Raw genomic sequence first — 26220 nt, 5'->3', positions numbered from 1 at the left:
TGTGTCTACTACAGTGGACGTACTAGTAGACCCATGTCAACTAAGCTTCTTGCGTGCCTCCTCGCCAGCGACTCACCCCCGCCGATCGCCGCGCACAACTCCTCGCCGTCGGCGCACGGCTCTTCGCCGCGCACCCGTACGCCGACGTGCTGATGGAGGAGGTCGCCGAAGAGGCCGGTGTCTCCCGGGCCCTGCTCTACCGTCACTTCCCCAGCAAGCACGCTCTCTTCGCAGCCATCTACCAGCAGGCGGCGGACCAGCTGCTTGCCGAGACGCGCCTCGACTCCGCCGACTCCCTAGTTGAGCAGCTCATCCAGGGCATGGACGTCCATCTCGACTACTTCGTGGCGAACCGCAACGCCGTCCTCGCCGCGAACCGGGTCCTCGCGGGCGACCCGGTGATCCAGACGATCATGACGAACGAGCTGGACGCGCTCCGTTCGCGGCTGCTGACCGTACTCCCACTCGCGGACGAGAGCGCCCGCGAGGCTGTGTCCGGCGTCCTGAAGAGCTGGCTGGTCTTCGTCCAGGTGCTCTGCGTCGACTGGCTCACTCACGCGACCTGCACCCGCACCCAGCTGCGCGATGTCTGCGTCGGTGCGGTTCTCGGTGCTCTCCGACCGCTGTTCGCCGAGGACCTCGCCCCCGACTGGCCGCGACAAGGGCCCGCCGCGGGTACCTAGGGCCTGCCGTACTTTGTGCCAATTTATGGGTGCAAGTCACATCAACGTCCCGCACAAGCCATGATCGAGGCTGGCCGCACGCTCGTAAAACGGGGGGCGTGTAGGCCGACCAAGATTGGAGCAACGTGCGAAGAAGGACAAATCTGCTCGCTACCGCATTTCTGGCATTGGCGGCGGTCTTACCTGTTCCTGTGGCGTCCGCGGCGACCGAGCCGGAAGCCAGCAGCACCACCGCGGCCACGCGACAGAGCAGCATCACCTGGGCGGCCTGTGAAGAGGAACCCAGTGCCGAGTGCGGCAAGCTGACCGTCCCCATCGACTGGTCCAAGCCGAACGGCGAGACCATCGACCTGGCCATCGCCCGGCGCAAGGCCACCGACCCGACGGCTCGGGTCGGCTCCCTGGTGATCAACCCTGGGGGCCCGGGCGGGTCGGGTGTCGAGGCCGTGTACGGCGCGCCTGACTCGTACACCGAGGAGCTGCAGAAGCGCTTCGACATCGTCGGCTTCGACCCCCGGGGCGTGGGCCGCAGCCACCCGGTGATCTGCTCGGCCTCGGTGTACAACCAGATGCCGCACACCGTCATCTCGAGCCAGGCCGAGTACAACGCCTGGGACGCCTTCACCAAGAAGCTGCACCGCGACTGCCGGGCACGTACCGGCCCCCTGTACGACCACGTCGACTCGCGCAACGTCGCGCGCGACATGGACGCCCTCCGCGCCGCCCTCGGCGAGGAGAAGCTGACCTACTACGGCATCTCGTACGGGACGCTGATGGGCCAGATGTACGCGGAGATGTTCCCGAACCGGATCCGGGCTCTCGCGCTCGACAGCAACATGGACCACAGTCTCGGCGTCGCGGGCTTCCTCAGCACCGAGGCGATCGCCATCGAGGACGCCTTCGACCAGTTCGTGGGATGGTGCGAGGCCGACACCAGCTGCGTCCTGCACGGGCGTGACGTCCGTCAGATGTGGCGGGATCTGCTGGCCAAGGCCCGGAGCGGCAAGCTGTACTACCCGACCGCCCCGGACCGCCCGATGACCGAGCTGCAGGTCATCTACAACGCGGCGCTCGGCACCGAGGGGCCCGACTGGCGCCTGCTGAGCGAGGTCATCAACTGGCTGAGCGGCGGGCCCGAGCCGTCGTGGGTCCCGCCGCTGCCGGGCCGGGGGCCCGTGGAGGGCGACACCGCCGAGCTGCCCACCCGGATCCTCTGCCAGGACTACAACCTCCGGGTGCGGAACTACGCCGAGTATGCCCTCTACATGAAGATTTCCAAGCGCCTCGCGCCCGACGTGCGATACCACCCGTACCCGATCGACGACCTGCCCATCTGCCTCAACTCCACGACGACCAACCCGCCGCACCAGTTGAAGTACACGGGCAGCGCGCCGATCCTGCTCGGAAACTCGCTGCATGATCCCGCCACGCCGTACATGTGGTCCGCCAACGCGGCGCGGCAACTCGGTCCGAAGGCTGTGCTGCTCACCTACGAGGGCTGGGGGCACCGCATCTACGGCAAGGACAAGTGCCAGACGGACATCATCGACCAGTACCTGATCGCTCTGACCGTGCCTCCGCCCGGCACCCGCTGCGCCGTGGGCACGCCTGAGGAGAGCCTGCTCAAGCAGCAGCAGTCGCAGAGGACGTGGCCAACGGACAAGCAGCACTGGTGACCACAGCCGCCGGACCACGGCACACGCCGCGGTCCGGCGGTCTTCTCATGCGGGCCCAGGACCTCAGTCCGTGAGCACGTCTGGGAAGCCGAACATCACGACCAGCGCCGGATCGTGGAACGCGATCACGCGGGAGACACCGGTGGCGGTTGCGGCCAGCACCACAATGCCGTTTGCCCGGAACGCGCCGTCCGCGTCCCGGTAGTACTCGACGGCGGCGGGCTGGCCGTTAGCTGTTGTGGCGATCATTCGCCAGTCGCCCGGCGCGCCCAGCACGTACGCGTCGAGCATGTGGATACACCTCACCCGGCCGGCCTGCCATTCGCGGAATGGTGTCGCCTCCAGCGTGGCGTCCATCCGCAGCACTTGTTCCAGCAGGCCGGCGTCGGAGCGCTCGAAGGCCGCGATGTAGCCGTCGAGCAGCGCACGCGCCCGCTGGTCGGTCGGTTCGAGCAGTTTCTCGGGTTCTGGCGCCAGTTCGGCCAGCCGTGCCCGGGCGCGCTGCAGACCACTCTTCACCGCCGCGGTAGTGGTGCCGAGGATCTTCGCGGTTTCGGCCGCGGAGAACGCCAGCACCTCGCGCAGGATGAGGATCGCGCGCTGGCGGGCGGGCAGGTACTGAAGGCCGGCGATGAGCGCCAGCCGTAGCGATTCGCGCGCGACCACCGCCGCGGCCGGATCGTCGGCGGCCGGGGCGATCCATCGGTCCGGCAGCGGTTCCAGCCACGAGACCTCGCCCGGCGCGACCTGACTCGGCGGGCGATCGGGTCCGTCGTACGGGCCTGTCAGGCCCGAGGGCAGCACCCGGATCCGGCGCGGCTCCAACGCGGTCAGGCAGACGTTGGTGGCGATCTTGTAGAGCCAGGACCGAATCGACGCACGGCCCTCGAAGCCCGCGTAGGAACGCCATGCTCGAAGATACGTCTCCTGTACCAGGTCCTCGGCGTCATGCGCCGAGCCGACCATGCGGTAACAGTGCGCCAACAGCTCCCGGCGGAACCGCTCGGTCTCGGCGGCGAACTGGTCCTGGTTCGCCGCCTCCTGCAGGTGCGCCTTGCTTGGCATGCGCTGTTCCTTGTCCGGACCGGTCCCGCCGGTCGGGACCGTCGCTCATTACGACCGGGGCGCGGTTGCGAAGGAATCGAAACCCAGGTCAGCGGGCATCCGGGCTGTCACGGTAGCAGGGCCAGTTTGCCGATTGTGGCGCGGGTTTCCAGTTCGGCGAGGGCCTTTGGGCCGTCGGCCAAGTCGTACGTGGTGGGGCGAGCGGGGGTGAGGACGCCGGCGGCGATGAGGGCGGACAGCTCAGCCATGAGCTCGCCGAAGATCTGGGGTGCGGCCTGGATCAGCACGCCGACGTTGAGGCCGATGATGTGAACCTGGTGCTTGTACACCAGCTCCCAGTTGGTGATCGCGGCTTCGCCGCCCGCGACGCCGTAGACGACGACACGGCCGGTGACCCGCTTGGCGGCGGCCAGGCCGGCGTCGAAGGTGGTGCCGCCTGCCGACTCCAGCACAAGGTCGGCGCCGACGCCGCCGGTCAGCCGCAACACCTCGGCGGTGAGGTCGCCATCGACGGAGTCCAGGACGTGGTCGGCACCGAGTGCCAGCACCGTCTCGTGCTTGCTCGGCGAGGCGGTGGCGATGACCGTCGCGCCGTAGTGCTTGGCCATGGTCACCGCGGCCTGGCCGGTCGCGCCCGCCGCGGCGTGGACCAGCACGGTCTCGCCGGCGGTGATGTGACCCAGGGGCTTGAGCGCGGCGAGTGCGGTGGGCCAGTTCACGGCCAGGCCCAGCGACTGCTCGGCTGTCCAGCCGGCCGGCACCGGCATCGCCGCGGCCGCGGGCAGGACCATGTACTCGGCGAAAGCCCCGTATCCGATGCCGATGACGCGAGTCCCCGGTCGTGGGCCGGTCACCGCCTCGCCCACCGCTACGACCTCGCCGGCGGCCTCGAAACCCGCCAGATACGGTGGCCGCGGGCCGTCCAGGAACGTGCCGTGGGCCTTCGAGATGTCGGCGAAGTTGACGCCGGCGGCGGCGACCCGGATCAGGACCTCGCCCTGGCCAGGGCTCGGTACCGGCGCGTCGGTGAGCAAACGTACGTCCTGCGTGCCCTTCAGCGAGGTCTGCTGCAGGGCACGCATGGTGGCGGGAATGGTCACGGCGATCAGCTCTCTACTCTCGACCGGCCTCTTCGGCGGGCCGGACCGTCGACCATGTAGACCGCGGCCACCGCGGAAAGGAATCGGCAGCTCGGTACACGGTGGTCAGCATGAGTCATCGACGTCGATGACAGCGACCAGTTCGGGACCGACGAGAACCAGTTGGGCGCCTTCACCGCGAAACTCCAGCGGCCAGCCGCTGCTGTAGGCGAGCAGCGGTGTCCCGTCGTCGCCGGCGACCCTTTTGGTGAGCGTGTCGATGAGATCGCGAAGGACCGGGATGACGAGCTGGTCCGCGGGTGGCTGAGGGTCGTCCCAGCTGTCGTCCTCGCTCAAGCACACGGCCAGGGCCATGTCGGCGGCGGCTTGCTCGGTCTCGGCAAGTACGGTGGCCAGGGCCGCACCGTCCAGAAGTCGAAAGTCGTCATCTTTGAACCGCTTCCAGGTGCGGAAGGTGGCATCGGCACTGGTGTCCAGGACGAGGCCGTGCGGTTCGACGGTGACCTCGAAGCCGACCGCGTTGTTGTTGTTCATCCAGAGGAACTCGCTGAGCAGCGTCGTGTCCCAGGTGATCCGCATGTCCGGTCCGCTGGCCGGCACTGTGGTGCCCGGGGCCACGGACAGCCGGCAGGCTTTTCCGTCGTGATCGCGTACGAGGAGGTGCAGTTCGTCGTCAAGCCGATCGCCACCCGGCTCGGCGGCGACGTGGATTCTCAGCAGGTGCTCGCAGGCCCACTGGGTCAGCACACCGGCCAGGAAACCCACCAGCGGCCGGACGCGTCGGTCGAGCGGTCCGGGACCCGCCTCCAAGGTCTCGGTCAGGGCCTCGATGACGTACGCGGCCGCCTCGTCGGGCCGACCGGCTGAAGCCCGCTGGCCGCAGAAGTAGTCCAGGCCTTCCTCGAACTCCAGCAGCTCGGCCTCGACGGGGAAACGGTCCCCGGCCGCGCCGAACGTCTCCGGGAACCGGCCGTACTCGCTGACCTCTGTCAGTGGCGGCGACGATTCCCAGTCCTCGTCGAACACGCGGGGAGCACTGCCGCTGATGATCTGCACACGCCATGCGGGAACGCCAGTACGTGAGTCGGGCGGTAGCCACTGCTCCAGCAGGCGCGCGGTCGTCGTGATCAGGTGTTCCTCGATGGCCATCTTCATTTCTCTCTGGTCAGGCAATGGCATCCCGGACATAACGGCGATCACCTTAGCGATCAAGTGCGGCCAGCCTGTGCGGTGAGGTCGAGCGGACCGGAGAAAGACGGAAGAGCGGTACTTTAATGTCCTGTGACGCAGCCGGGCTCACTCGCCGATGATTTCCCGCTCGACGTCTCTTTGAGGCCGAATTTGTGCGGTCAGTGCCTTCCCGCTCGCGCCAGTGCGTCCTCAGCCTGCGCGGCGAGGGCCCCGACAAGGTCGGCTGCGGAGGGCAGGTCGTTGATGAGGTCGATGGCCTCGCCGGCCCACATCGGCAGTGCGGGTAGTTCGCCTCGTGCCACGCCGTCCTGGTACGCCTGCTTGGCCTGAACATTGTTGGCGAGCTCCGCTTCCCGGCCCCGCCATTGATCAAGGAAGGGGTGGCCGAGGGTGCGGGCCGTGTACTTCGACGGCCACCGGGAGCCCCGGGCGATATCGAGCACGCTGTTGCGCTCGGTGTCCTCCCCGCGTCCCTCGACGATCGCCTTGGCGGTCGAGGGGGCCACCAGCGCCTCGGTCGTGGCCTGGAAGCGGGTGCCGATGAGTGCTCCGGCGGCTCCCAGAGCCAGTACGGCGGCCAGGCCGCGGCCGTCGGCGATCCCGCCCGCCGCCAGCACCGGCACCGGTGCCGCCAGGTCCACCACGACCGGTACGAACGGCAGCGTGGAGCGCCCCTGCCGAGCGCCATGCCCGCCGCTCTCGACCCCCTGCGCCACGATGACATCGGCGCCCAGGTCCACCGCCCGCCTGGCCTCCTCCAGATCGGTGACCTGAATGATCAGTGTCGTACCCGCCTGGCGGATGCGTTCGGTGTACGGGCTCGGGTCTCCGAAGGAGAGCATCACCGCCCGGGGAGAGTACTCCAGCGCCCGCTCGACCGCCCCGACATCGATCTGCCAGGTCAGGAAACCGATCCCCCACGGCTTTCCGGCGGCGCCCTCGGCGACGATCGGCACTTCGCGGGCCAACCACTCCGGATCCCCGTTGGCGCTGCCCAGCAGCCCGAGCCCGCCACCGCGAGATACGGCGGCCGTCAGCGCACCACCGGCCGATCCGCCCATCGGCGCCAGGGCGATGGGGTGCTGCACACCGAACAACTTCGTGAATGCCGTCGAAAACGCCATAACTACAATGATCACCCCTTACTGGCTTATACGCGACGGTCGTCCTGCGCATGCTGCGCAGGACGACGAGACGATCGCCGCGGTGCCGGCGTCGGCAAAGGGTTGAACCACGGGACCAAGTACACCCTCAGTCAGCAGAAACACCGTTCATGTGGGCTGGAGCCCTCACAGTGACGTCGGCTCGGGGAGCCGACTGAGGATCCAGGTGCAGAGTTCTTCGGTGATCTGGGTGTGCGCCTCGTTCTCGGACGCGCAGAGGAACTCGTCCAGCTCGCTTTCCGACGGAGGCAGGCTGCCGATGTTGGCGTACACGTCGTCCTGGTCGTCGATGTCGCGGATCGCCACGGCGCTGACCGCGGGGACGAAGCAGATGGAGCGGTAGTACACCTCGGCCGGGTCGTGCTGGTTCAGGGCGTCGGCCAGAATGCCGAAGGACTCCAGTGTCCCGCCTGGTGCGCCGTCCAGCTCGGGCAGCCCGCTGGTATAGATGTCCTCGGCGGCGCCGAAGATGCTTCTGAGCGCGGCCACTTGCTGGTCATCCCCGGCGGACTGGGTGTAGAGCACGGTGCCGTTGAATATCAGGCCGGTGCATTTGAGCGCTTCGACGCCGGCCGGAACCCCGTTGCCGATGCCGTTCCCCGAACCGTTGGCGACCCCTATCTTTCTCGGGATGCTGGGCCACGAGCCGACCTCGCTCAACCGGTCGAGGAATTCGTTACGCAGCCTGTCCTGCTGGGGTTCGCTGTCGACTTCGGAGATGTGACGGAACAGCAGCTGGCGCGCGGCCGGGCTGTTGATCTGGCGGGAGAAGACGGGGTTGCCCAGCCTGAGGAAGTGTGCGAATGCCTGCAGGGAGATCGGGATCCACGCGCCCCGATGCGGACTGTCGTAGGAGACGTAGAGGGCCGTCTGGTGGTCGAGGCCGTCGTGCTCCATCTTGGCCAGGGCGTAGCGGGTGACCAGGCCACCCATACTGAAACCGCCGACGGTGAGCGGCGTGTCCCCGTACCGTTCGGCGATCGTCTGGGTGATGGCGGCGATCGCGGTCTGCGCGTTGTCCAGGATCGACGCGCTGCGCTCGGCGAAGCCGAGGATGACGAGGTCGTGGCCACGGCGGCGCAGCTCGCTGATGAGGGGGTAGTCACCCCGTTCCAGGAAATGCCAGGACTCGTGCAGGTTGGACGGACCTGTGTTGAAGCCGTCGGCCAGGATGACCGGATTGACCAGGTTCTGGTGGCCTTCTCCGTAGTACACCCAAGCGGTGCCACCGGGAAGTTCCCACATCCTGTCCGGTGTGGGTGCCGGTGCGGAGACCTCCAGTGGCGCGATCAGCTTGATCGGCCCGATGGCCTGCGCTGCCCGTACTGCCTGCTCTTCGCTCATCCCATTCCCCTCTCCAGTGTGCTCAGGTGGTCCGGCCGCCTTGCCGGATCACTGTGATGATTACGCACCGCAATAGGACGAACGCAGATCGGCACGGCGGAGAAGGGACAAGGATTGACTATCCGTCACAGATCAATTACATGATTCGTGTTCCTGGAGGCCGACCCACACACGGGTGCCGGGCGGGGCAGGATGCGTGCTGTGGAAGTCGAGCGGGCCAAAGGGAGTCGGTTTCGGGATCCCGGTGTGCGTCTGTGGCATTTCGCCACGGAGATCCTGGTCCGGTGTCCGCGGTGCGACGGACGTGCGCTGGTGGCGGTACATCCTGATCACCGCGACGGCCATACCTACGCCGTCGGCTGGCTGACGGCGCCGCACCGGCTGACCTGTCCTGGGTGCGCCCACGTCGCCGAATGGGGGCCGCGGCGGTGGCAAAGCGGTGCCGGGGATGCGTACTTCACCCGTGGCGGCCCGCTCGTGGTGCCGGAGCTCGGCGGGCCGGACGACCCCTACTTCGGGCTGCCGTTGTGGTTACGGCGGCCGTGTTGTGGGCGGGTGTTGTGGGCGTACAACGTTCCGCATCTGGAGCTGCTGGAGGCGTACGTGGCCGCGGCGCAGCGGGAGCGGCCCACGCCCGCGGGGTCGCAGACGCTGCTGGAGCGGCTGCCTGCATGGATGAAGGCAGCCGGGAACCGGGCCGAGGTGCTGGCCGCGATCCGAGAGCTGCGTGACGGGGAGCGTCCGTAGCGGGCTCCGCGCGGCAAGCCGGCGCCGCGTCTTGGGGGTGGAGGCGCAAATCTTTGGGTCTGGGTTGGGGCTCGGCCCTGAGGTGGGGGCAACCTCGGCCGGGCGAACCTGGGTGTCGTCACTAACACGACTACTTCACAGGAGAAGCCCATGTCGATCAAACATCAGCTGGCCGCCACCGCCTTGGCCTTGATCGGTACGGCGGGTGCGTTATTCGCCCCGGCGACGGCCCAGGCCGCGCCGCCCGTCGCCGCCGGCTACGCCAACATCAGCGGCCCCGGCACGGTCGGGCAGTGGAGGACCCTGCCTGCCGGCGACATCTACAACAGCAGTGGGCAGGGAGCCCTGGTCATGCACAACGGGCAGGGAAGCTACTCGGTCCAGTTCCCTGGCCTGGGCGTGACGGGCAACCCCGGCACCGCCCTGCCCGGCGTCGTTCACGCCCAGTCCACCCTGTCCGGCACGGACGTGTGCCAGCCTGCGAGCGCCCCGTTCCTCGCCTCCAGCGGCGTCATGCAGGTCACCATCAAGTGCTTCAACCCCAGCGGCGCCTCGGTCGACCCGTTCTCCATGGTGGTGACCTACAACCGCGACGGGAGCGAGGGCGGCCGGCTCAACACGGTGCGGCTGAGCAAAGACGACATCGCTCAGCTCACCTCCCCGGGTGCGACGGTTGCTCCAGCCGTGCAGTTCAGCAGCCTGCCCGGGCCCATCACCGTGCGCCGTGACCTGTCGCCTACTCCGCAGACGCCAGGCTTCTACACCTTCGCCATCCCGCGTAACCCCGGGGCCGCCCGCGTGCACGCGGTGAACGTCAGTGCCATGGACGTCAACGCCGGGCTGTCCAGAGTGGTGTGCAATGTGACCAGCGACGCGCCCGAGCCGAGCAACGACAAGATCGAGCTGGTTCGGGTCGGCTGCCACAACATGAACGGCACTGCCACCGACAACCCCATGAACCTCACCTTCGCGGAGGACGTCAACACCCTCGGCAAGCTGACGTTGTCGTACGCCAACGTCACCACCCCCACCTACAACACCAACAACACGCCCGAGCCGAGCAAGGAGCTCTTCGCCGACCATCAGCGCAACGACTTCGGCGGCGTCCCCGGCAGGGTGTGGTTCGAGAAGATCGGCCTGGGCCACTTCCAGGTCTACCTGCAGAACCAGGACCGCCAGCAGGGAAATCTCGGCGCCGTCTCGGTGATCCCGACAGGCAGCAGCACCGTCAACAAGGTCTGTAACCTGGCCGACGACTTCAACACGACGGAGCCCTCCACCGGCACCCCGGCACGCAGGATTCGCTTCCTCTGCTTCGATCGCGTCACCGGCGCCGTGTGGACGTCCGCGAGATTCCAGCTCAACTACACCGCACGCCAGTAGTCCTGTCCCTTGAGGTGCTCCCGGCTCGTCTGCCGGGGGCACCGTCGTGGTGTGAGGGCGAAGCCGTGGTGACCTGGTGCGCGTCGGGGGGCGCCCTGCCCGGCCATCACCGGCCCGGCCTTCCGATTGCCCGAGACTGCACGCCCTCGACGGCGAAGGCGTGCTGCGCGACATGTCCGTCGGCCCCGAGGCGACGGCCGCCACGATCTGCGCCCGCGCGGGGCGGGGCTGACGCGGGCCGACTGGCAGCGGTATCTGCCCGGGGTGCCGTACCGGGAGGTCTGCCCGTGACACCGGCCCGTCCTCGTGGATCGAGGTCGGGCCGGTATACGTCTGTCCGAGGTCAGCTCAGGAAGCTGCCGTACGGACCGTTCAAGATCCCATTCTTCTGGCTCTGGCTGAAATGCGTGTTCGGGTAGTCGTAGAACGACGCCGACATCGGGGTCCCGTCGGTGGACGTCGAGTCGGGCAGGCCGAAGGCGTGGCCCAGTTCGTGGACCATGCCGCCGTACCAGCGGTTCATCGGGCCGTTCACGCCCGCGGCGCCGTCGGCGTCGTGCTGGTTCAGGATCACCCAGCCACCTCCGCCACCGCCGCCCGCACCGTTGCCTTCCGCGCTGATCTCACCCACGTTGATCCAGCGCGAGTCGGGTGCTCTCAGGCTCAGCTTCCTGATCAGTTCCTGCTGCATGTTGAACACGGTCCACCAGTACGGGTCGCTCCCGTTGGGGGTGGTCTCGTACCAGCTCTTCACGTGGTCGCCGTTGACGACCTCGACCACGGTGGTGTTGAGGGTGAAGGTCTTGCCCAGCTCCTGCTTGTAGTAGCGCTGCGCCTCGCGCATGACGTTGGCGATGCCGTCCGGCCACCGCTGGTCGTACGCCACGTCGGACGGCTTCAGCCAGTACACCCGGACGGTCTTTTCCGGGGGTGTGGTGGTGCCCCCACCGCTGCTGTAGTTCGGCAACCGCCAGGTCCGCGAGGACACCGCGTCGCAGGGCAACTGCACGAGGGCGGCGTTGCCGGCCGAGGAGCCGCCTGTGGGCACGACGCACTTGCTGGAGTGCACCGCCTGGAGCCTGAAGGTCTTGTCGGTCCCGCTGACCGTCACCGGGACCAGGCGGAACTTCTGATTGTTGGCGCTGGAGCAGGTCCACTGGATGACCGTGGCGTTGTCGGCGGTGGACGCGCCGTAGACGTCCACGCACCTGCCGGCGGTCGACGTGGCGATGGTGTACTGGTCGGTGGTGCCGCTCACCGGGGTGAAGGTGAGGTTCTGGTTGGCGCCGCCGTTACAGGCTGCCTGCGTGAGCTGGACACCGTTGGTGGTGGAGCTGTTGGGCAAGGTCAGACAGTTGCCGCCGTTCTGGTTGACGGCCGTCGAGGTGAAGGTCGTCGCGGCATTGGCCGGCAGGGCGGCCAGCGTCATGATCAGAAAGACTACGACGGCGGTGAGCGGCGCAATGGCAGCGGGTAATCGTCTCATCGATACGCGTCCTCCGTGTCGTGGGAATGAGCGCAGGCAGGGTCTGAGTGACGCCCTGGATAGGCCTTGCGCACACCATGACTCACGAAAAGGTTTTCGGCAAGATTTTATGAACGTTACATCGTCGGCGCTGACTTGCCGCGTACTGCTTCCCGAAATGCTTTTCGGTCAGTCTCGCCTCTCACGAACGGCAGCAGACGCTCCGTCTCCTGCTCCAAGGCCGTCCGATCGATCGCGGACAGCGGGCGGAACGGAGTCAGGCGCAGGGTGTCGCCTTCGAGGGACCAGCTTCCGTGCATGTGGCCGTCCACGAGGAAGGTGGGCCGTACCTGTGCCTGGCCGGGCATGACGCGCTTTCGGTCCTCGTGGCTGATGATGCGGGTGCGGTCGGCGTGGCCGAGCAGGGCGTTGTCGAAGGCGGGCAGCAGTCGCACGGGCGCGGGCGTGTCGGGATCGGGCAGTTCGGCGTCGGCCAGGTCGATCAGTTCCCTGCCGTCGGGGTCGCGGTAGTGGCGTAGTTCGGCGCGCATGTCGGAGACGATCTCGCCGAGGCGGGTCAGCCCGGACCAGGCCTGTACGTCCATGGTCGCGGCTGGGCCGAAGGCTGCCAGATAGCGGCGGATCAGGTGCTTGGCGGTCGCCGGGGACATGGGCCGGCCGAGCCAGGTCTCGGCAGGCGTGACGGAGACGGCCGACCGGGTGCCCCAGGAGCCCCATGTGCCGGTGGCCGGGTTGTGGATGAGGGGGGCTCTGAGCTCGACCTCTCCGGCGAGGATGCGCCCGTCGCGGCCTGGGTGGCGTTCGGCCAGCCGTCGGGCCAGCTCCTTTCGCGGTGTCGCTTCGCCCGCCAGCAGCTCAAGCCCGGTGGCGACCAGCGAGGCGGTGTCCAGGCCCGCGCTGTTGCGGGCGAAGTACGCCGAGCGGGCGGTGCGGTCGAGCACGGGCTGCAACAGCGGCCGCAGCCGCCGGAAGTCGTCGGCCGCGGTGAGGTGCTGGGTACTGCGGAGCAGGCCGGAGCGGACCACCTTCCGATCCTGCAGCAGCGTGGTGAGCATGGGAGTGGGTGAAGCCGTGGATCCTGCTCCACAGCCCGACGTAGGGCCAGTTGGGCTCTTGCGCCTGCAGTGCGACCAGGCGCCCGATCACCTCCAACGGGGTGTGATCGGTGCGGGCCAGCAGGAACTGGCGGTCCAGCAGGGCCCGGTTCAGGGCCCTGCTCGAGAGGGCCGTCACGACAGCCGCACCGATACGTTGCCCCGGTAGGACCCCTGGAGCAGGGACAAGAACGCCTGCGGCACGTCCTCGATCCCGCCCTTGATGGCCGTCTGCGGGTAGACGAAGCGGCCCTCGCCCAGCCAGGTGCTGAAGTGTTCCCGCCAGGCGGCGATCTGGTCGGGGGTGTGGTAGCAGGAGAACGGCAGCAGCTCGACGCTCCGGGCCTGGGCCGCGGCATGATCGGGCTTGGGAAAGCGCTCGGCCGCGTCGCCGAGCTGGCTGGACAGCGAGCCGCGCAGTGCGAAGCGGGCGCCGGGCCTGGCCGTCCGCAGCGCGGCCTGATACTGCTCGCCGCCCACGACGTCGAAGAACACCGAAATGCCCTCGGGCGCGAGCTCGCGGAGCCGGTCGACCGCCGAGCCGTCGTGATAGTCGAACGCGGCATCGTAGCCGAGCTCGTTCACCAGATAGTCGACCTTGGCCGGGCTGCCGGCGCTGCCGATCACCCGCTCCGCGCCCAGGCACTTGGCGATCTGCCCGGCCAGCGAGCCGATCCCGCCCGCCGCGCCGGAGACGAACACCACGTCGCCCTCGCCGACGCCCGCCACGTCGGCCATCCCGTAGTAGGCGGTCGGCCCCTGACCGAGGTAGTAGCCGGGGTCAGCGATGGGATCAAGCTTGATGTACTGGGCGGCTGGGCCCGCCGAGTACTCGCTCCAGCCGGTCATCGACTGGACCAGGTCGCCGGCCGCGAGCTCGGCGCTGTCGGATCGGATGACGGTGCCGATGGCGGCCACACCCACCCGCTGGCCCGGCTGCCAGGCCGGCACCGGGATGGTGCAGTCCGCGCGCATCAACTCCAGGTAGGTCGCGGCGAGCCCTACCTGGTCGGTGCGCACCAGAACCTCGCCGTCCACCTCGGTCGTGGCGACGGTGAAGTTGTCGAGTGCCGGTGCGCCGGCGATCTGCGCGGCCAGCTGGATCTCACGGCTGATCATTTCTTGGTCCTTAGGTCGGTACGGCCTTCGAGATCGACACTAAAGAGGCTTCCGGTCACTTTTTGACCGGAAGTCGAGCGAGGATGGCGACATGGCGAACACCAGCTCACGGACCCTCCGACTGCTCTCGCTGCTGCAGACCCACCGCCACTGGCCCGGCATGGAATTGGCCGAGCGGCTCGGGGTCTCCGAGCGGACGCTGCGCCGCGACGTCGACCGGCTGCGCGAGCTCGGCTACCCGGTCGGCGCGGCCCGGGGCACCGACGGCGGCTACCAGCTCGCGCCCGGTGCCGTCCTGCCGCCGCTGCTGCTGGACGACGAGGAGGCGGTGGCCCTCGCGGTGGGCATCGGCGACGCGGCACAGAGCGGGATCGCCGGGATGCAGGAGGCGTCGCTGCGCGCGCTCACCAAGGTGGTACGAGTCCTGCCGCCCCGGTTGCGGGCCAGGGTGGACGCCCTGCGGGCGATGACGCTCTCCGTCGCTGCGTCCGGGCCGGTCGTCGCGGCGGGGGTGCTCACCGCGGTCGCCCAGGCTTGCCGGGACCAGGAGCGGTTGCGGTTCGCCTACACGGCCAGAGGCTCCGCCCCCACCGACCGCGAGGTCGAGCCGCACCGTGTCGTCGCACTCGGCGGCCGCTGGTACCTGGTCGCCTACGACCTGTCCCGGCACGACTGGCGCAGTTTCCGCCTCGACCGGCTGACCGAGCCGACCGCGACCGGCACGCGCTTCCGGCCGCGTCCGCTCCCGGCCGAGGACGCCGCGGCCTTCGTCCGGACAGCGAGCAACGTCCCGGCCCCGTACCAGGTCGAGGCGCTCGTCCACGCCCCCGCGACCCGGGTACGGCAGGCGGTCGGTCAGTGGGGCACCGTCGAACCGCTCGACCACGACACCTGCCGGCTCACCATGACGTCGACCTCCCTCGATTGGCCGACCCAGGCGCTGGGCAACGTGGGCGCCGAGTTCGAGGTGCTGGGGCCGCCGGAGTTCGCCGCGCATGTCCGGGAGTGGGGCGCCCGCTTCCTCCGGAGCGCTAGATAGTGGGACAACTCACGCGTGACGATGCGCGTCTAATCCGCCGTGGGATTGCTGAGCGGGGGAGATCCGCAGCACATCGGGGGTTACTGGCTGGCCGGGCGGATCGGGTCGGGCGGGCAGGGGGTCGTCTACGAGGCGTACGACGGGGACGGGCGCCGGGTGGCGCTCAAGATGCTGCACGCGGCCGGCGGCGACGACAGCCGCGACCGGTTCGCCAAGGAGGCGACCGCCGCGGGCCGGGTGGCCTCGTTCTGCACGGCCAGGGTGCTGGACGTGGAGCTGGACGGGCCCAGGCCGTACATCGTCTCGGAGTACGTGGCGGGGCCGAGTCTGCGGCAGGCCGTGCGCGAGGGGCGTAGGTTCACCGGTGACGATCTGCACCGGCTGGCGACGGCGGTCGCGACGGCGCTGACGGCGATCCATGAGGCGGGCGTCATCCACCGTGATCTGAAACCCGACAATGTGCTGCTCGGTCCCGACGGGCCGCGGGTGATCGACTTCGGCATCGCGCGGACCCTGGACATGTCGCTCACCAGGACCGGAGAGGTGTCGGGTACGCCCAGCTACATGGCGCCCGAGGTGTTCACCGGGCAGCGGGCGGGCGCTTCGGCTGACGTGTTCGCGTGGGGCGTGATCATGGTGTACGCCGCCACCGGGCAGGAACCGTTCGACGCCGACAACCTCGGCGGCGTGATGCACCGGGTGCTGTCGCACCAGCCCGACCTGAGCGCGCTGCCGCCCCGGCTGGCCGAGCTGGTCGCGGTCGCGATGCGCAAGGACCCCGCGACCAGGCCGGCCTCCCGCGACCTGCTGCTCGCGCTGGTCAGCGGCAACGGCAGCGACACCAGAGGGCTCCTGACCGAAGGCAGCCGCGCCGCCCAGGGGGTGCGCGGGGAGGGCGAGGCCGACCCGGCGCTCGGCACCATCGCCGAGGACGCCTATGGCGCGCTCGGGCCGCAGGAGCGTGAGCTGGCCGCCGAGGTGTTCCTGCGCCTGGTCGCCGTGGACGAGGAAGGCCGCGAGAGCGGCAGGACCGTCTCCCAGGACGAGCTGTTCGGCGGGCGTCCCGAGCCCGAGGTCGCTGCCATCCGGCGCATCCTTCGGACGTTCTCGTACGTCGTGGCCGCCGAAGAGGACTCCGTCGCGCTGTCGCGTCCCGCGCTGTTGCGAGCCTGGCCCAGGCTGCGCATGTGGGTGGACGCCGACCGTACGGGCCTCGCCGTCCTGAGCCAGATCACCAGCGCGGCCCGGCACTGGACCGACAACGGCAGGCGCGACGGCGACCTGCTCCAGGGCAGCCGCCTGGAACAGGCACTGAGCTGGGCGGCCACCGGCCGCCGCCACGTGACGCTCACTCCCCGCGAGCGCGACTTCCTCCAGGCGGGCACCGCGCTGACCAGGAAGCGCGCCAGGCGCCGGGCCCTGACCACCACGGCGCTGGCGGCCTTGCTGGCGGTGTCGCTGGTGGCGAGCGGGCTGGCGCTGTGGCAGCGACAGCAGGCGGCCGGTCAGCGCGACGTGGTCACCGCCAAGCAGGTGGCGGCTGAGGCGGACCGGCTGCGTACCACTGACCCGGTTCTGGCGATGCTGCTCAGCGTGGCGGCCTGGCGCGTCTCCCCGCAGGTCGAGGCCCGCTCAGCGGTGATGGCCTCGCTACAGCAGCAGGAAACGGCCGCATTCCACGACCCCCAGGTCAAGGGGGTGGCCAGGCGGACGCTCAGCGGCGATGGCCGGACGCTGGTCAGCGTCAGCGACAGCGGCGTCAACGTGTACGACGTCCGCACGCACAAGCGGACGGGCGGCTGGCGGGGGCTGGGGCTGAGAGACAGCTCGGAGCTCAATGCTCCGGTGCTGAGCAGGACCGGACGGCTGGTGGCGATCTACACTCACGAAGAGCTCGGCGTCTGGGACCTCGCCACCGGCAAGCGGCTGCTCAAGGAGCTCTTTCCGGCCGGCGGCATGCTGATCGGCGTCACGATCGGCGAGGACGAGGCAACCCTCGCGGTCAGTTACGACAACGACCTCGACCACCTGGTGGACCTGCGCACCGGCAGGAAGTTCGGCAGGATCGCCGCCTTGCACGGGTGGGGTCCGCTGATCGACCCGACGGGCAAGCACCTGCTGCTCACCGGCGAGAGCTTCGCCGAACACGCTCTGCCCGGCTGGACCCCCGAGCATCGCTACGCGGGCTGCAGCCACCGGACGCACTCGGTCGCCGCGTTCTCGTCCGACGGCGCCACCCTGGCCTGCGCGGGCAGCGAGGTGGTGCTCTTGGACACCTCCACCGGACGCCGTCGTAACAAGGACGTCTGGACCTGTGACGTCTGCGTCGGCCACTTCCCGCGGCTCCGTTTCAGCCCCGACGGTCGCTACCTCGCCGCGTTCAACGTACGCAAGCTCCAGGTGTGGAAGGTCGCCGACCACGACCTTGAGCTGCTCACGTACCAGTCCGAGGGCGACCTGTCCGATGTCGGTTTCGACGGCTCGACCCTGCGCTATCTGATGGACGACGCGGTGATCAGCGTCGACCTGTCCACGCGCGCCGCCTCGATCAGGACGGGGGGCGACGACGCCATCGTCAGTCCCGGCGGCAGGTGGGCCGCGATCCGCGGCCTTGACAGCAAGTACGTCCGGCTCTGGAACATGCGCGAGCGCAAGGAGGTCGCCCGCTTTCCAGCCGACCCGGACATGCTGGCCGTGCTGCAGTTCGACGAGCTGGGCAGACGGCTGCTCATCGCGCCGGAGTCCGGCCGGATCGAGCTGGTCGACGTCGGTACCCGCAAACGGATCTGGTCGATCCGCTCTCGGCACGCCGTCGACGGATTCCCACCGTTGCGGGCCGTCTTCAGCCCCGACGGCAGGACGATCGCGCTCGTCCTCGGCCCGGACGGGCAGACCCTGAAGTACTGGCTCACCGTGCTCGACGCGGCCACCGGCCGGGTTCTGCACGACAGCCCCACCACCAGCGACGGCGGCCCGTACCTGCCCGACGGCAAGAGGCTCGCCACCGGCTCCGGCAGGTTCATGGACGTGGCTACCGGCAAGCTGGTCGGGGAGGGCTATGACACGTCCACCTCCGGCGGGGACGGTGTCGCCCTGAGCAGCCGTGGTCTCATGGCCATCGCCTACGACGAGACGGGACGCGTCTCGCTCTGGGATCCCTCCGGGCCGACGGCATTGCGTCCCATGCTGCCGAAAGCGGCGGGTCCCGCGAGCGTCCTGGCCTTCTCACCGAGCGGGGACGTGCTCGCGGCGGCCAGCGGTGGCGTACTCCAGCTCTGGGACCCCGTCAACAGGCGGCGGCTCGGCGGCGACTTCGACCCCGCGACGATCCAGAATGTCGACTCGCTGACCTTCAGTGCCGACGGCGGCACGCTGTACTACTCGGCCGACGGCGACATCCTGGAGATCCCCGTCGGAGCCGAACGGGTCGCCGCGCTGGTGTGCGGGCGCGCGGGCCGCCGGCTCACCGAAGCGGAGTGGAGCCACTACCTGGGCGACGTCGCGTACCGGGAGATCTGCCCGAAGTCGGCCCTGACGGTTGTCACCCGTCCAGGCTGACAGTCGCTGCCGGCTCGTGACAGCGCGCGGTCAGCCCGGTCTCAGTGGTGGTGGGCATCGTCGTCTTCATCGAGAACGGAACACCGGGACGAGGAGAACACCCACCATGATCACATTCGCCGCGGCACTGCAACTGCTCATCGCGCTTGCCTTCCTGAGCATCCCGCTGGTGCGCCACCGCTACGGGGGCAGTGCGAAAGCGAACGCGGAGGCGGAACTGACCCGTCAGGGAGTGCCCAGCTCCGTCCTGGAGGAGAACAAGCTCAGCTTCGACGCCAGTGGCCACGAAACGGTCGTCCCCGTGACGGTCGCCCTGGTCATGACGGTGCTGGCCGTGCTCAACCTGTCCGGGAGCGACTGGGGGCAGACCCTTTCCTGGGTCTTCCAGCCGATCGTTCTCGCCGGCAACTTCCTCATCCTGTACAGCAACCTGACCGCCGCCAAGTCGGTGAAGGCCGCCTTCGACCGTAAGGGTGACCCGATGCTTCAGCGCATCGACGTGCGGGCCCTGCTCAAGGCTGCCGAGGGCGGGTTTCCCACCTGGGTCATGCCCATCCTCCAGAACATTCGGCACGCCGTGGTGATGGGTGGGTCGGCCCTCGTTCTGGTAGCGATGATCATCGCGTGATGCACGGGGACTACCCGGCGCTCACGGTGGTGAGGCGAGTGTGCAGCGCCGACTTGACGGCCGGCCATTCGGCGGCGACCACGGAGAACATGGCCGAGTCTCGCAGCTTCCCCGCTTCGCCGGGCGCCCAGGACGGCGACCAGCTACGCAACACCCCCTCGAAGCGCGCGCCGAGGCGCTCGATGGCCCGACGTGACCTCTCGTTGCGCGCGTCGGTCTTGAGGTCGACGCGCGTGACGCCCAGCGTCTCGAACGCATGGGTGAAGAGGAGGAGCTTCGCCTCCAGGTTGATCCCGGCGCCCTGCGCCGATGCCGCGAGCCAGGTCCAACCGACCTCGATGGCGCACAGGTCTTGCCGGTCCGGCCAGGTCCGGGGATCCCAGAACGCGGTGCATCCCACCGCCATCCCGTCCCGCACCCGAACCTGCGCGAACGGCGTCAACCCGTCGGCCACCCGAGCGAACTGGGCCGCCAGATAATCCTCGATCTCGGTGGCCCGGGGAACCAAGGTGAAACCGTAGGAGGAACGATCCTCCTCTGCCGCCCGCGCCAGATCCGGCGCGTGCCTCATCGCCAGCGGCTCCAGCCGAACGGACGATCCGTGGAGCACAGGAACATCGAGCCGGAGGCTCATGGGACTCTCCTCATCGTTCCTGGCGTTGGCACCTTGCCCTCGGGCAGGTTGCCGGACCGTCATCGGGCCAGGCCCCTCGGATCCTCTGGATGATCTCGGTGGAGAGAGATCCTGCCCCAGTGTGGAGGGCGACGTCAAACGTCAACGCGATCTACTGGTAGGTCTGCGGATCCACGCTGCGCCACTTGCCGTCGCCGTCGGCGTTGGCTACTCCGCCGATATACATCTTCTGGTAGGAGGCATAGTCGGTGTTGCGGGCGCTGACTTTGAACGGCTTGCCGTGGTCGTCGATGCGCTGATTGATCAGTTTGCCGTTGCTGAGCACATCGAGCGCGATCGAGAACTCGCAGTAATGCTTCTGTGTTGCCGCGGTCACTTGAAAAGTGATCTCTTCATCGCGTTTGAGGGAGATCGTCTTCTCGCGGAAGTAATCTCCACCCCATTCTGTGTCGTTGACCAGTGTCTTGCCTCGGGGGTCGGTTTCATCGAGGTCGAGGCCGATTTTTATGCTGTCCTCGCTGCCCGCGCTCGGGCTCTCGAACAATGTGCCGGTGAGCGGTGGGCCGCAGCGCGGGACCGCCTTCATTCCGACGATGCGCACGGGCCGATCTGCGTTTCCGTGAACGACGATCTTGAAGTCGGTGCTGTACGGGTCGACGCCACCTTGTTGCCGAAACCATCTGTGCTGTGCATCTGAATATTCCGGCAGGGCATTGATCTGGGCAAGTTGATCACCTGAGAGGGTCACTGCCTCGGGAAAGATCCAGGTGTTATGCAGGTCCGAATGTTCCACTTGGACGAGATCGACTGACAGTGGCGGCCCCGCGGGGCGTGTAGGGGTCGGTGAGGGCGTGCGAGGCTCCGGTGTGGCGCTCGGGCGGGGCGACGGGGTGAACGGCTGTTGTATCGCCCAGATCAGCACGCCGACAAGCACCGGGGTGGCAATGGCGGTTCCGGCCCATTTCACGGCGGGCCGATTCCACCAACGCCGCCGCTTAACAGGATGTCTGATTCGTGGGTATTTCGAATGGTTTTCCATCTGAGCACCGGCTCTCATTGGGATTCCGGGTCCATATTGAGTGCCGCCTTGCTCGTATGCAATCGGATTCGACAAGCCGCCTCCGCTGATGTCCATCGTCATACGTACCTGCCCATGGCGACGGCCTTCTACCTGCGGGTGTTTACGGGCCGTCCCACTTACCGCAGACTCCACCATGAGGTTCTAGAGGGGGCGTGACTGGTTGGCGGGTGACATGGCGCGTCCGGCGGCACACAAGGCGAACTCTCCCCTGGAGCCGGAACCGATATGGGGGCAGCTCGGCTACGTCAGGTATGTGTCCAGGGGCGGCTATGGCCCGGATGCCATCGAAACGCCGACCGCGATGCCGATGCTCCTCGCACCGCTGGCGCAGGATCCTGAATTCACGCATCAGGGCGTGTCACAGTGCGGCCGTTGTGGCGTCCTGGTCACAGTAAAGAAGCGGCGTACTCCTTCCAAGCGTTCGCGCCTCGCGGCGAAGAAGTATTGGGTCGCCGGTTTTTCGAGCGGCCTGTTGCTCTCGATCATGGGAGTCATAGTGTTCTTCGCGCAGATGCGGGGCGCGACGGACGGGACGCCCGGCATGCTGACAACGGCGTTCACCCTATCGGGGCTGGTTTTCCTTTGGCTGCTGACCGGCGTCGTTGGCGAAATAGTAAGAGATTGGGGTTTTGTCTGCGAAGCAGGAAAATCGGGAGGCGTCGAAATCGATTGCACTCATGTCGCAAAGATCGTGAAAGCCCCTAAGGTCGGCTCCTGACGGGAGTAGCTGGACCGCTCCGGCGCCAGGTCAGGGCCGCCGCGGCGGCGAAGGCCAGGGCCGCGCAGCCGATCTGGGCGAAGGCTGTCGGGGTGGATACGTACGGAAGGTCGCCGAGGTTGCCGAGGACGGCCACCGGTAGGAACAGCAGCAGCGCCGCCCGTCGCCCCACGACCGATCGGCACGCGTATCCGGCCGCCAGCGCCACCACGACGAGCCAGGGCACGGGCTTCCAGGTCATGATGTCGTGGTAGATCATCACGTTCACCCAGCGCATGACGGCCTTGCCGGCGGTCAGCCCTGCCAGCGCGAGCGGCCCCCACAGCAGGAAGGCGCGCCAGGGGATGAACGTGATCGCACGGTGCGCCGCGGGGATGAAGGCGATGACGACCGCGGACACCTCGGCCAGCAAGACGGGGCCGGGGCTCGGGAACATCAGTGCGTCCTGCTCCAGCAGGTACGGGTGACCGGCCTTATAGAGATAAAGCGCGAACGCGACTGCGCCCAACATGGCGATCCACCGGCGACCGAACAGCACGGCCAGCACGGGCAGCGCCGCGACGACGGCCGTCTCGGGGACGAACGGGATCCAGGTCGGCTGTCGCAGCACGCCGGCGAGGCCGCGGTTGTGCAGGGCCTCGGCAGCCACCACGAACTCGGTCGCCAGCACGCTGGCCAGCATCAGGAACGGCCACAGCGCCAGGGCTAGGGCCAGCCCGTCCCGCCAGGCGGGCGCGGAGACCGGGCCGAAGGCCCGCCGCCCGTGTACGCGCAGCGCGCCCCACAGCAGGTCGGCCATGTCGGCCGGATCCGGGCGGGTTTGGCCCGGCCGCGCCCCGGCCAGCAGCACGCTGATCATCTCTTCCTCGTGCCGGGCTCGGTGGTCGCGTGGGTAGCAGGCCAGGAGGCGGCGGTAGCGGGCTTCCAACGGGCTCATACCGTGCCCCCCGCGCCGGCGGCGCGCAGGCGCGTGGTGGCCGCTCGCGCGTGCCGGCGCATCCGCTCGGCCTCCGCCGCCAGCCTGGCCGCGCCGTCGCCGGTCAGCCGGTAGTAGCGCCGCACTCTGCCGTCCACGATCTCCTCCCGGTCCTCGGCGATGAGTCCTTCCGCCTGGAGACGGTCGAAAGCGGCGTACAGGGTGCCGGCGCGCAGGCGGACCTGGCCGTCGGAGATGCGCTCCACGTCGGTGATGACGCCGTACCCATGCTGGGGACCGGCGGCGAGCGCGGTCAAGATCAGGAAGCTGGGTTCCTGCATTTGCCTCATGCGATCAATATATACTGATCATCTATATATCAGACGCCCTGCCGCAGTTCCCATAAACGGACGGTCTTGTCCTCGCCGGCCGTCGCGAGCAGGGATCCGTCGGGACTGAAGGCCGCGGTGGTGGCCCGCTGGCCGTGCGTTGTCCGTAGGACCTCGGTGTCGGCGTCTACGTCCCAGAGCACGACGTCGGGCCCGGGACCGGCGGCGGCGAGCAGGGTGCCGTCAGGGCTGAGCGCGACGTGCCTGGACTCCTCGGGCAGCGTCACGAGAGCGGCGCCGGAGCCGGTGTCCCAGACGCGGGTGATGTGATGGCCCGCGGTGGCCAGACGGGCGCCGTCGGAGCTGAACGCGACGTCGCGCGTCCCGAAGGCCCACTGGGGGCCGGGGGCCGGTTCGTACAGCCGCTGAAGCGCCACGCCGGTCTGGGCGTCCCAGATCTCGGCCTCCCAGCGCCGGTCCTGTGACCATCCGCCGGAGGTGGCGGTGGCCAGGCGGGTCCCGTCGGGGCTGAACGCGATGCCGGTCGGGGCGACCAGGTGGGCGATGCGCAGGAGTTCGGCGCCGTTGGTCGCGTCCCAGATCCGGGTGGTGTTTCCGGTGCCGCTCGACGCCATGCGGGCGCCGTCAGGGCTGAAGGCCACCGCCCACACGCCGCCGCCGTGGGTGATCTCCAGGAGTTCGGCGCCGGTGGCGAAGTCGACGATCCAGATCTTTCCGGCGGTGAGATCCCTGGTCCTGAGGTCGAGGCGTTCGCCGGTGACGGCGAGCCGCCGGCCGTCGGGGCTGATCGCGGCCGTCCAGCCCACGCTGGACAGGCGGCCGAGGGCGGCGGTCAGGCCACTGCCGTGGCGGAAGACGCGCTGGGGCCGGCCGGTCAGGTCCGTCAGCGTGGTCGTACCCTCGCCGGTCCACGCCAGGCCGGCGCCGTCCGGACCGAACGTGACGCTCGAGACCTTCCGGGCGGTCTCGATCGTTCGCGAGAGCACTGGGGTGAGCTCCAGGCCCGCGCGGCGGGGCACGGGGCGGTGGGGGCCGAAGGCAGGCCGGGCCACGCCGGTGGGCGACGGCTCGTGGCGGCCGGCGAGGTGGTCGTGGAACTCGGCGTGCCGGAACTGGTAGAGCGGGCCGACAGCGCGCAGCAGCCCGAGGCGGTGAGCGTCGTCCAGGAACGCCATCAGCCGGCGTGGCAGTTGCCGCCCGTGTGCCAGGCGAATGGTGGCCAGAACGTAGACCGGCCACGCGTGCTGCTTGCCCGACACGGCTCCGTAGGCCGCTCCGGCCGTGGCCAGGACCAGGCTTCCCCATGCCACCTCGATCGGGGACGCGCCCGCCGCCCCGATCGCGGCCGCGCCGATGAGCGCGCCGAGGAACCCCCCGACGAGCAGCCGCACGAGGTTGAGCCTCCGGTCCGCACGCCAGCTCGTGAGCGGCGTGCTGGCCCGCCCGTCCACGGCCGGCGCCTCGGCCCAGCCCACCACGGCGTCGGTCAGAGAGGTGAGCAGCAACGCGGGCCCGAACAGCGCCACCATGGCGACCGTGGCGGCCAGCGCGTCCGTGAGCGGCTTCCCGGTGACGAGGTCGAACACCGTGTACCCGGCGGCGATCACCAGCGCCGTCCAGATCACTATTCCGAGGGTGAGGGAGAGTGCCGACAGCAGTTGGCTGAGCAGTGAGAAGGTTCGCCGTCTGAGACGGAGGTCGACATAACCCGGCTGGTCGTGCGCCCACGTCCCGCGGTCGCTGTGGCTGGGCCCCTCCCGATAGGCGATCACGATCCCCATGCCGCCGACGGCGAACCACCAGGTGAAGTCCTTGAGCAGGAACGTCGTCAGGATCAGGCCCCACGCCGCGCTCGCCAGCAGCAGCGCGAGCAAGACTCCAGGTCCTGGGGGCGGCCGGCGGAGGGTGGTGGCCGCGAGCCGCCACCAGGCGAAGTCTCTGACCCCTATGCTCTTGCCGCCCACCTGCACGCTGTCGGCCTCGGCGGGGGTGCGATCGAGGAGTTCGGCCAGGTGGCTGAGCCATTGGGTGACCTGTTCTGGCCGGTAGAGGCGGTGCGGCCGGAACAGGTCGGCGTCGGACCCCCGCGCGGGCGGCCGGGCCTCGATGAGGGCGGGGATGAGCCGGTTGAACAGGTGGGCGCGCAGCGCGGCCGCGGTGGCGAAGCGGGCGGGATCCAGCAGCGGGGACGGGTCGGTGGCCGGAGCGGCGGCGTAGACGGTACGCAGCAGCCACAATCCCAGAGGGCTGGAGACCGTCTCCGACAGCGGCGTCACGGGCCCGTCCCGCAGCCGCTCCAGAACGCGTTGCCAGCCGGGATGCGGCTTGGTCCGGTCGAGGATCTTGTTCAGATAGCCGGCGGCGGCCGTGGCCGACAGGGGCTCGGCCTCGACCACTGCCGCGCGGTCCAGCGCCTGCGCCGCATCGGCGTACTCGGTGGTGCGGCTGGTGATGACGAGCCGTGTCTCCGCGGGCAGCGCCTGGTTGAGCTCGGTCAGCACCGCCGGCAACGAGGCGGCGGGCATCTCGTCGAGCCCGTCCAGGACCGGTACGATCCTGCCGTCGCGGAAGAGCAGGCGCACCGTGTCGGTGCCGAACGCGCGCAGCGCCGGATAGCCCTGCTCCAGCCGATCGGTCAGCCAGTCGTCGAAGTGCGGGAACTCCTTGACGTCCCAGCTGTTCATCGACAGCAGCACCGGCACCGGCTCCTGGCCGGCGGAGTCCCGTACCAGTTCGCGGACGAGCTGGATCGCGAGTGTCGTCTTGCCCGCTCCCGCGCCGCCCAGCACCACCAGGCGGCGGCCCGACCCCCGGAACCGGTCGGCCAGACCCTCGATCTGGTCGCTCGATCCCGACCAGGTCACCTCCCCGCCGACGGCGATGCCATCAGGACCGTCGAGGAAGCGCGGCTCGTCGATCATGTTCCACTGGACGGGCATCGGGTCCGTCTCCAGCGCCAGCACTCGGACCGCCTCGTTGTGCCACTGGTCTTTCACCATGGTCCGGAGAGCTGTGAGCGCGGGCTCCAGTGGCGCGACCTGGCCGGTGTCCCGCTCGCGTAGCGCGGGTAGCACGATGACCAGGCCGAACAGGCCGGTCAGCAGCCAGTTGAGCGGGCTCCACCACCACGCGTCCACTTCGACGGTGCTGGTCGCCATGTTCCCCACCAGGCTGATCGCGACGCTCGCCGCCGCGATCGTGACCGGCGGCACCTTACGACGACCCCTGCCCCTGGCGCGCATGCG

General features: G+C 68.9%; 22 protein-coding genes and 1 riboswitch. Of the genes, 9 read left to right on the top strand and 13 right to left on the bottom strand.

The window, feature by feature from the left end:
- Positions 1-53 precede the first annotated feature (53 nt).
- Positions 54-683 carry a TetR/AcrR family transcriptional regulator gene (locus tag AB0B91_RS40600; protein WP_358331840.1) on the top strand — a complete coding sequence of 210 codons (630 nt, stop codon included), beginning with the start codon at positions 54-56 and terminating at the stop codon, positions 681-683.
- 191 nt (positions 684-874) lie between these two features.
- On the top strand, positions 875-2359 hold the full coding sequence (locus tag AB0B91_RS40595; protein ID WP_358331837.1) for an alpha/beta fold hydrolase: 1485 nt from the start codon (positions 875-877) through the stop codon (positions 2357-2359).
- A gap of 63 nt (positions 2360-2422) precedes the next feature.
- Here the strand turns inward: AB0B91_RS40595 and AB0B91_RS40590 are convergent, their stop codons facing one another.
- From AB0B91_RS40590 to AB0B91_RS40570, 5 genes are all read right to left on the bottom strand, one after another.
- Positions 2423-3424 carry an RNA polymerase subunit sigma-70 gene (locus tag AB0B91_RS40590; protein WP_358331834.1) on the bottom strand — a complete coding sequence of 334 codons (1002 nt, stop codon included), beginning with the start codon at positions 3422-3424 and terminating at the stop codon, positions 2423-2425.
- Positions 3425-3531: 107 nt separating this feature from the next.
- Positions 3532-4524: a zinc-binding dehydrogenase gene (locus tag AB0B91_RS40585; RefSeq protein WP_358331831.1), complete on the bottom strand. Its 993-nt coding sequence runs from the start codon at positions 4522-4524 to the stop codon at positions 3532-3534.
- A 105-nt stretch (positions 4525-4629) separates the two neighbouring features.
- Positions 4630-5673, bottom strand: coding sequence for a hypothetical protein (locus AB0B91_RS40580; protein WP_358331828.1), 1044 nt, complete (start codon positions 5671-5673; stop codon positions 4630-4632).
- Between the two features lie 200 nt (positions 5674-5873).
- Positions 5874-6839 (bottom strand): nitronate monooxygenase, encoded by a 966-nt coding sequence (locus tag AB0B91_RS40575; RefSeq protein WP_358331825.1) that lies wholly within the window; start codon positions 6837-6839, stop codon positions 5874-5876.
- 165 nt (positions 6840-7004) lie between these two features.
- A complete protein-coding gene (locus AB0B91_RS40570; protein WP_358331822.1) occupies positions 7005-8222 on the bottom strand; it encodes a hypothetical protein in 1218 nt (405 codons plus the stop codon).
- Between the two features lie 312 nt (positions 8223-8534).
- Here AB0B91_RS40570 and AB0B91_RS40565 point away from each other — a divergent pair, with 312 nt between their 5' ends.
- The 3 genes from AB0B91_RS40565 to AB0B91_RS40555 all read left to right on the top strand — a co-directional run bounded on the left by AB0B91_RS40565 (position 8535) and on the right by AB0B91_RS40555 (position 10584).
- Positions 8535-8969, top strand: coding sequence for a hypothetical protein (locus tag AB0B91_RS40565; protein WP_358331819.1), 435 nt, complete (start codon positions 8535-8537; stop codon positions 8967-8969).
- 150 nt (positions 8970-9119) lie between these two features.
- Positions 9120-10352 carry a hypothetical protein gene (locus tag AB0B91_RS40560; RefSeq protein WP_358331816.1) on the top strand — a complete coding sequence of 411 codons (1233 nt, stop codon included), beginning with the start codon at positions 9120-9122 and terminating at the stop codon, positions 10350-10352.
- 76 nt (positions 10353-10428) lie between these two features.
- Entirely contained in the window at positions 10429-10584 is a 156-nt protein-coding gene (locus AB0B91_RS40555; RefSeq protein ID WP_358331813.1) for a hypothetical protein, read from the top strand.
- A 111-nt stretch (positions 10585-10695) separates the two neighbouring features.
- Here AB0B91_RS40555 and AB0B91_RS40550 read toward each other — a convergent pair whose 3' ends face one another.
- From AB0B91_RS40550 to AB0B91_RS40540, 3 genes are all read right to left on the bottom strand, one after another.
- Positions 10696-11781, bottom strand: coding sequence for an RICIN domain-containing protein (locus AB0B91_RS40550; RefSeq protein ID WP_358331810.1), 1086 nt, complete (start codon positions 11779-11781; stop codon positions 10696-10698).
- Between the two features lie 173 nt (positions 11782-11954).
- A complete protein-coding gene (locus AB0B91_RS40545; RefSeq protein WP_358331807.1) occupies positions 11955-12893 on the bottom strand; it encodes a winged helix DNA-binding domain-containing protein in 939 nt (312 codons plus the stop codon).
- Positions 12894-13067: 174 nt separating this feature from the next.
- Positions 13068-14051: an NADP-dependent oxidoreductase gene (locus AB0B91_RS40540; protein WP_358331804.1), complete on the bottom strand. Its 984-nt coding sequence runs from the start codon at positions 14049-14051 to the stop codon at positions 13068-13070.
- Positions 14052-14142: 91 nt separating this feature from the next.
- On the opposite strand from AB0B91_RS40540, the gene AB0B91_RS40535 reads away from it, so the two are divergent.
- The 3 genes from AB0B91_RS40535 to AB0B91_RS40525 all read left to right on the top strand — a co-directional run bounded on the left by AB0B91_RS40535 (position 14143) and on the right by AB0B91_RS40525 (position 19276).
- Positions 14143-15090, top strand: a complete 948-nt coding sequence (locus AB0B91_RS40535; RefSeq protein WP_358331802.1) for a YafY family protein — start codon at positions 14143-14145, stop codon at positions 15088-15090.
- A gap of 39 nt (positions 15091-15129) precedes the next feature.
- Positions 15130-18648 carry a WD40 repeat domain-containing serine/threonine protein kinase gene (locus AB0B91_RS40530; RefSeq protein ID WP_358331799.1) on the top strand — a complete coding sequence of 1173 codons (3519 nt, stop codon included), beginning with the start codon at positions 15130-15132 and terminating at the stop codon, positions 18646-18648.
- 106 nt (positions 18649-18754) lie between these two features.
- A complete protein-coding gene (locus AB0B91_RS40525) occupies positions 18755-19276 on the top strand; it encodes a hypothetical protein (protein ID WP_358331796.1) in 522 nt (173 codons plus the stop codon).
- A 10-nt stretch (positions 19277-19286) separates the two neighbouring features.
- Here AB0B91_RS40525 and AB0B91_RS40520 read toward each other — a convergent pair whose 3' ends face one another.
- Both AB0B91_RS40520 and AB0B91_RS40515 read right to left on the bottom strand, forming a co-directional pair.
- Positions 19287-19910 (bottom strand): GNAT family protein, encoded by a 624-nt coding sequence (locus tag AB0B91_RS40520; protein ID WP_358331793.1) that lies wholly within the window; start codon positions 19908-19910, stop codon positions 19287-19289.
- A gap of 7 nt (positions 19911-19917) precedes the next feature.
- Positions 19918-20006, bottom strand: a riboswitch (SAM riboswitch).
- Positions 20007-20061: 55 nt separating this feature from the next.
- Positions 20062-21051, bottom strand: a complete 990-nt coding sequence (locus AB0B91_RS40515; RefSeq protein ID WP_358331790.1) for a hypothetical protein — start codon at positions 21049-21051, stop codon at positions 20062-20064.
- A 112-nt stretch (positions 21052-21163) separates the two neighbouring features.
- On the opposite strand from AB0B91_RS40515, the gene AB0B91_RS40510 reads away from it, so the two are divergent.
- On the top strand, positions 21164-21709 hold the full coding sequence (locus AB0B91_RS40510; protein WP_358331787.1) for a hypothetical protein: 546 nt from the start codon (positions 21164-21166) through the stop codon (positions 21707-21709).
- Here AB0B91_RS40510 and AB0B91_RS40505 read toward each other — a convergent pair.
- The 3 genes from AB0B91_RS40505 to AB0B91_RS40495 are packed head-to-tail and all read right to left on the bottom strand — an operon-like array spanning position 21693 to position 26217.
- On the bottom strand, positions 21693-22646 hold the full coding sequence (locus AB0B91_RS40505; protein WP_358331784.1) for a hypothetical protein: 954 nt from the start codon (positions 22644-22646) through the stop codon (positions 21693-21695). The two genes, AB0B91_RS40510 and AB0B91_RS40505, sit on opposite strands and share 17 nt — an antisense overlap.
- Positions 22643-22975: a helix-turn-helix transcriptional regulator gene (locus AB0B91_RS40500; RefSeq protein WP_358331781.1), complete on the bottom strand. Its 333-nt coding sequence runs from the start codon at positions 22973-22975 to the stop codon at positions 22643-22645. The genes AB0B91_RS40505 and AB0B91_RS40500 overlap by 4 nt, the downstream gene beginning before the upstream one ends.
- Before the next feature lie 29 nt (positions 22976-23004).
- Positions 23005-26217 (bottom strand): NACHT domain-containing protein, encoded by a 3213-nt coding sequence (locus AB0B91_RS40495; RefSeq protein ID WP_358331778.1) that lies wholly within the window; start codon positions 26215-26217, stop codon positions 23005-23007.
- Positions 26218-26220 lie beyond the last annotated feature (3 nt).

Origin of the sequence: Nonomuraea sp. NPDC049141 (assembly GCF_040648415.1) — a bacterium.
In the GTDB taxonomy this organism is placed as follows: domain Bacteria; phylum Actinomycetota; class Actinomycetes; order Streptosporangiales; family Streptosporangiaceae; genus Nonomuraea.
Note: the sequence above shows the minus strand (reverse complement) of the source record. Positions and strands in the feature narration are given on the sequence as shown.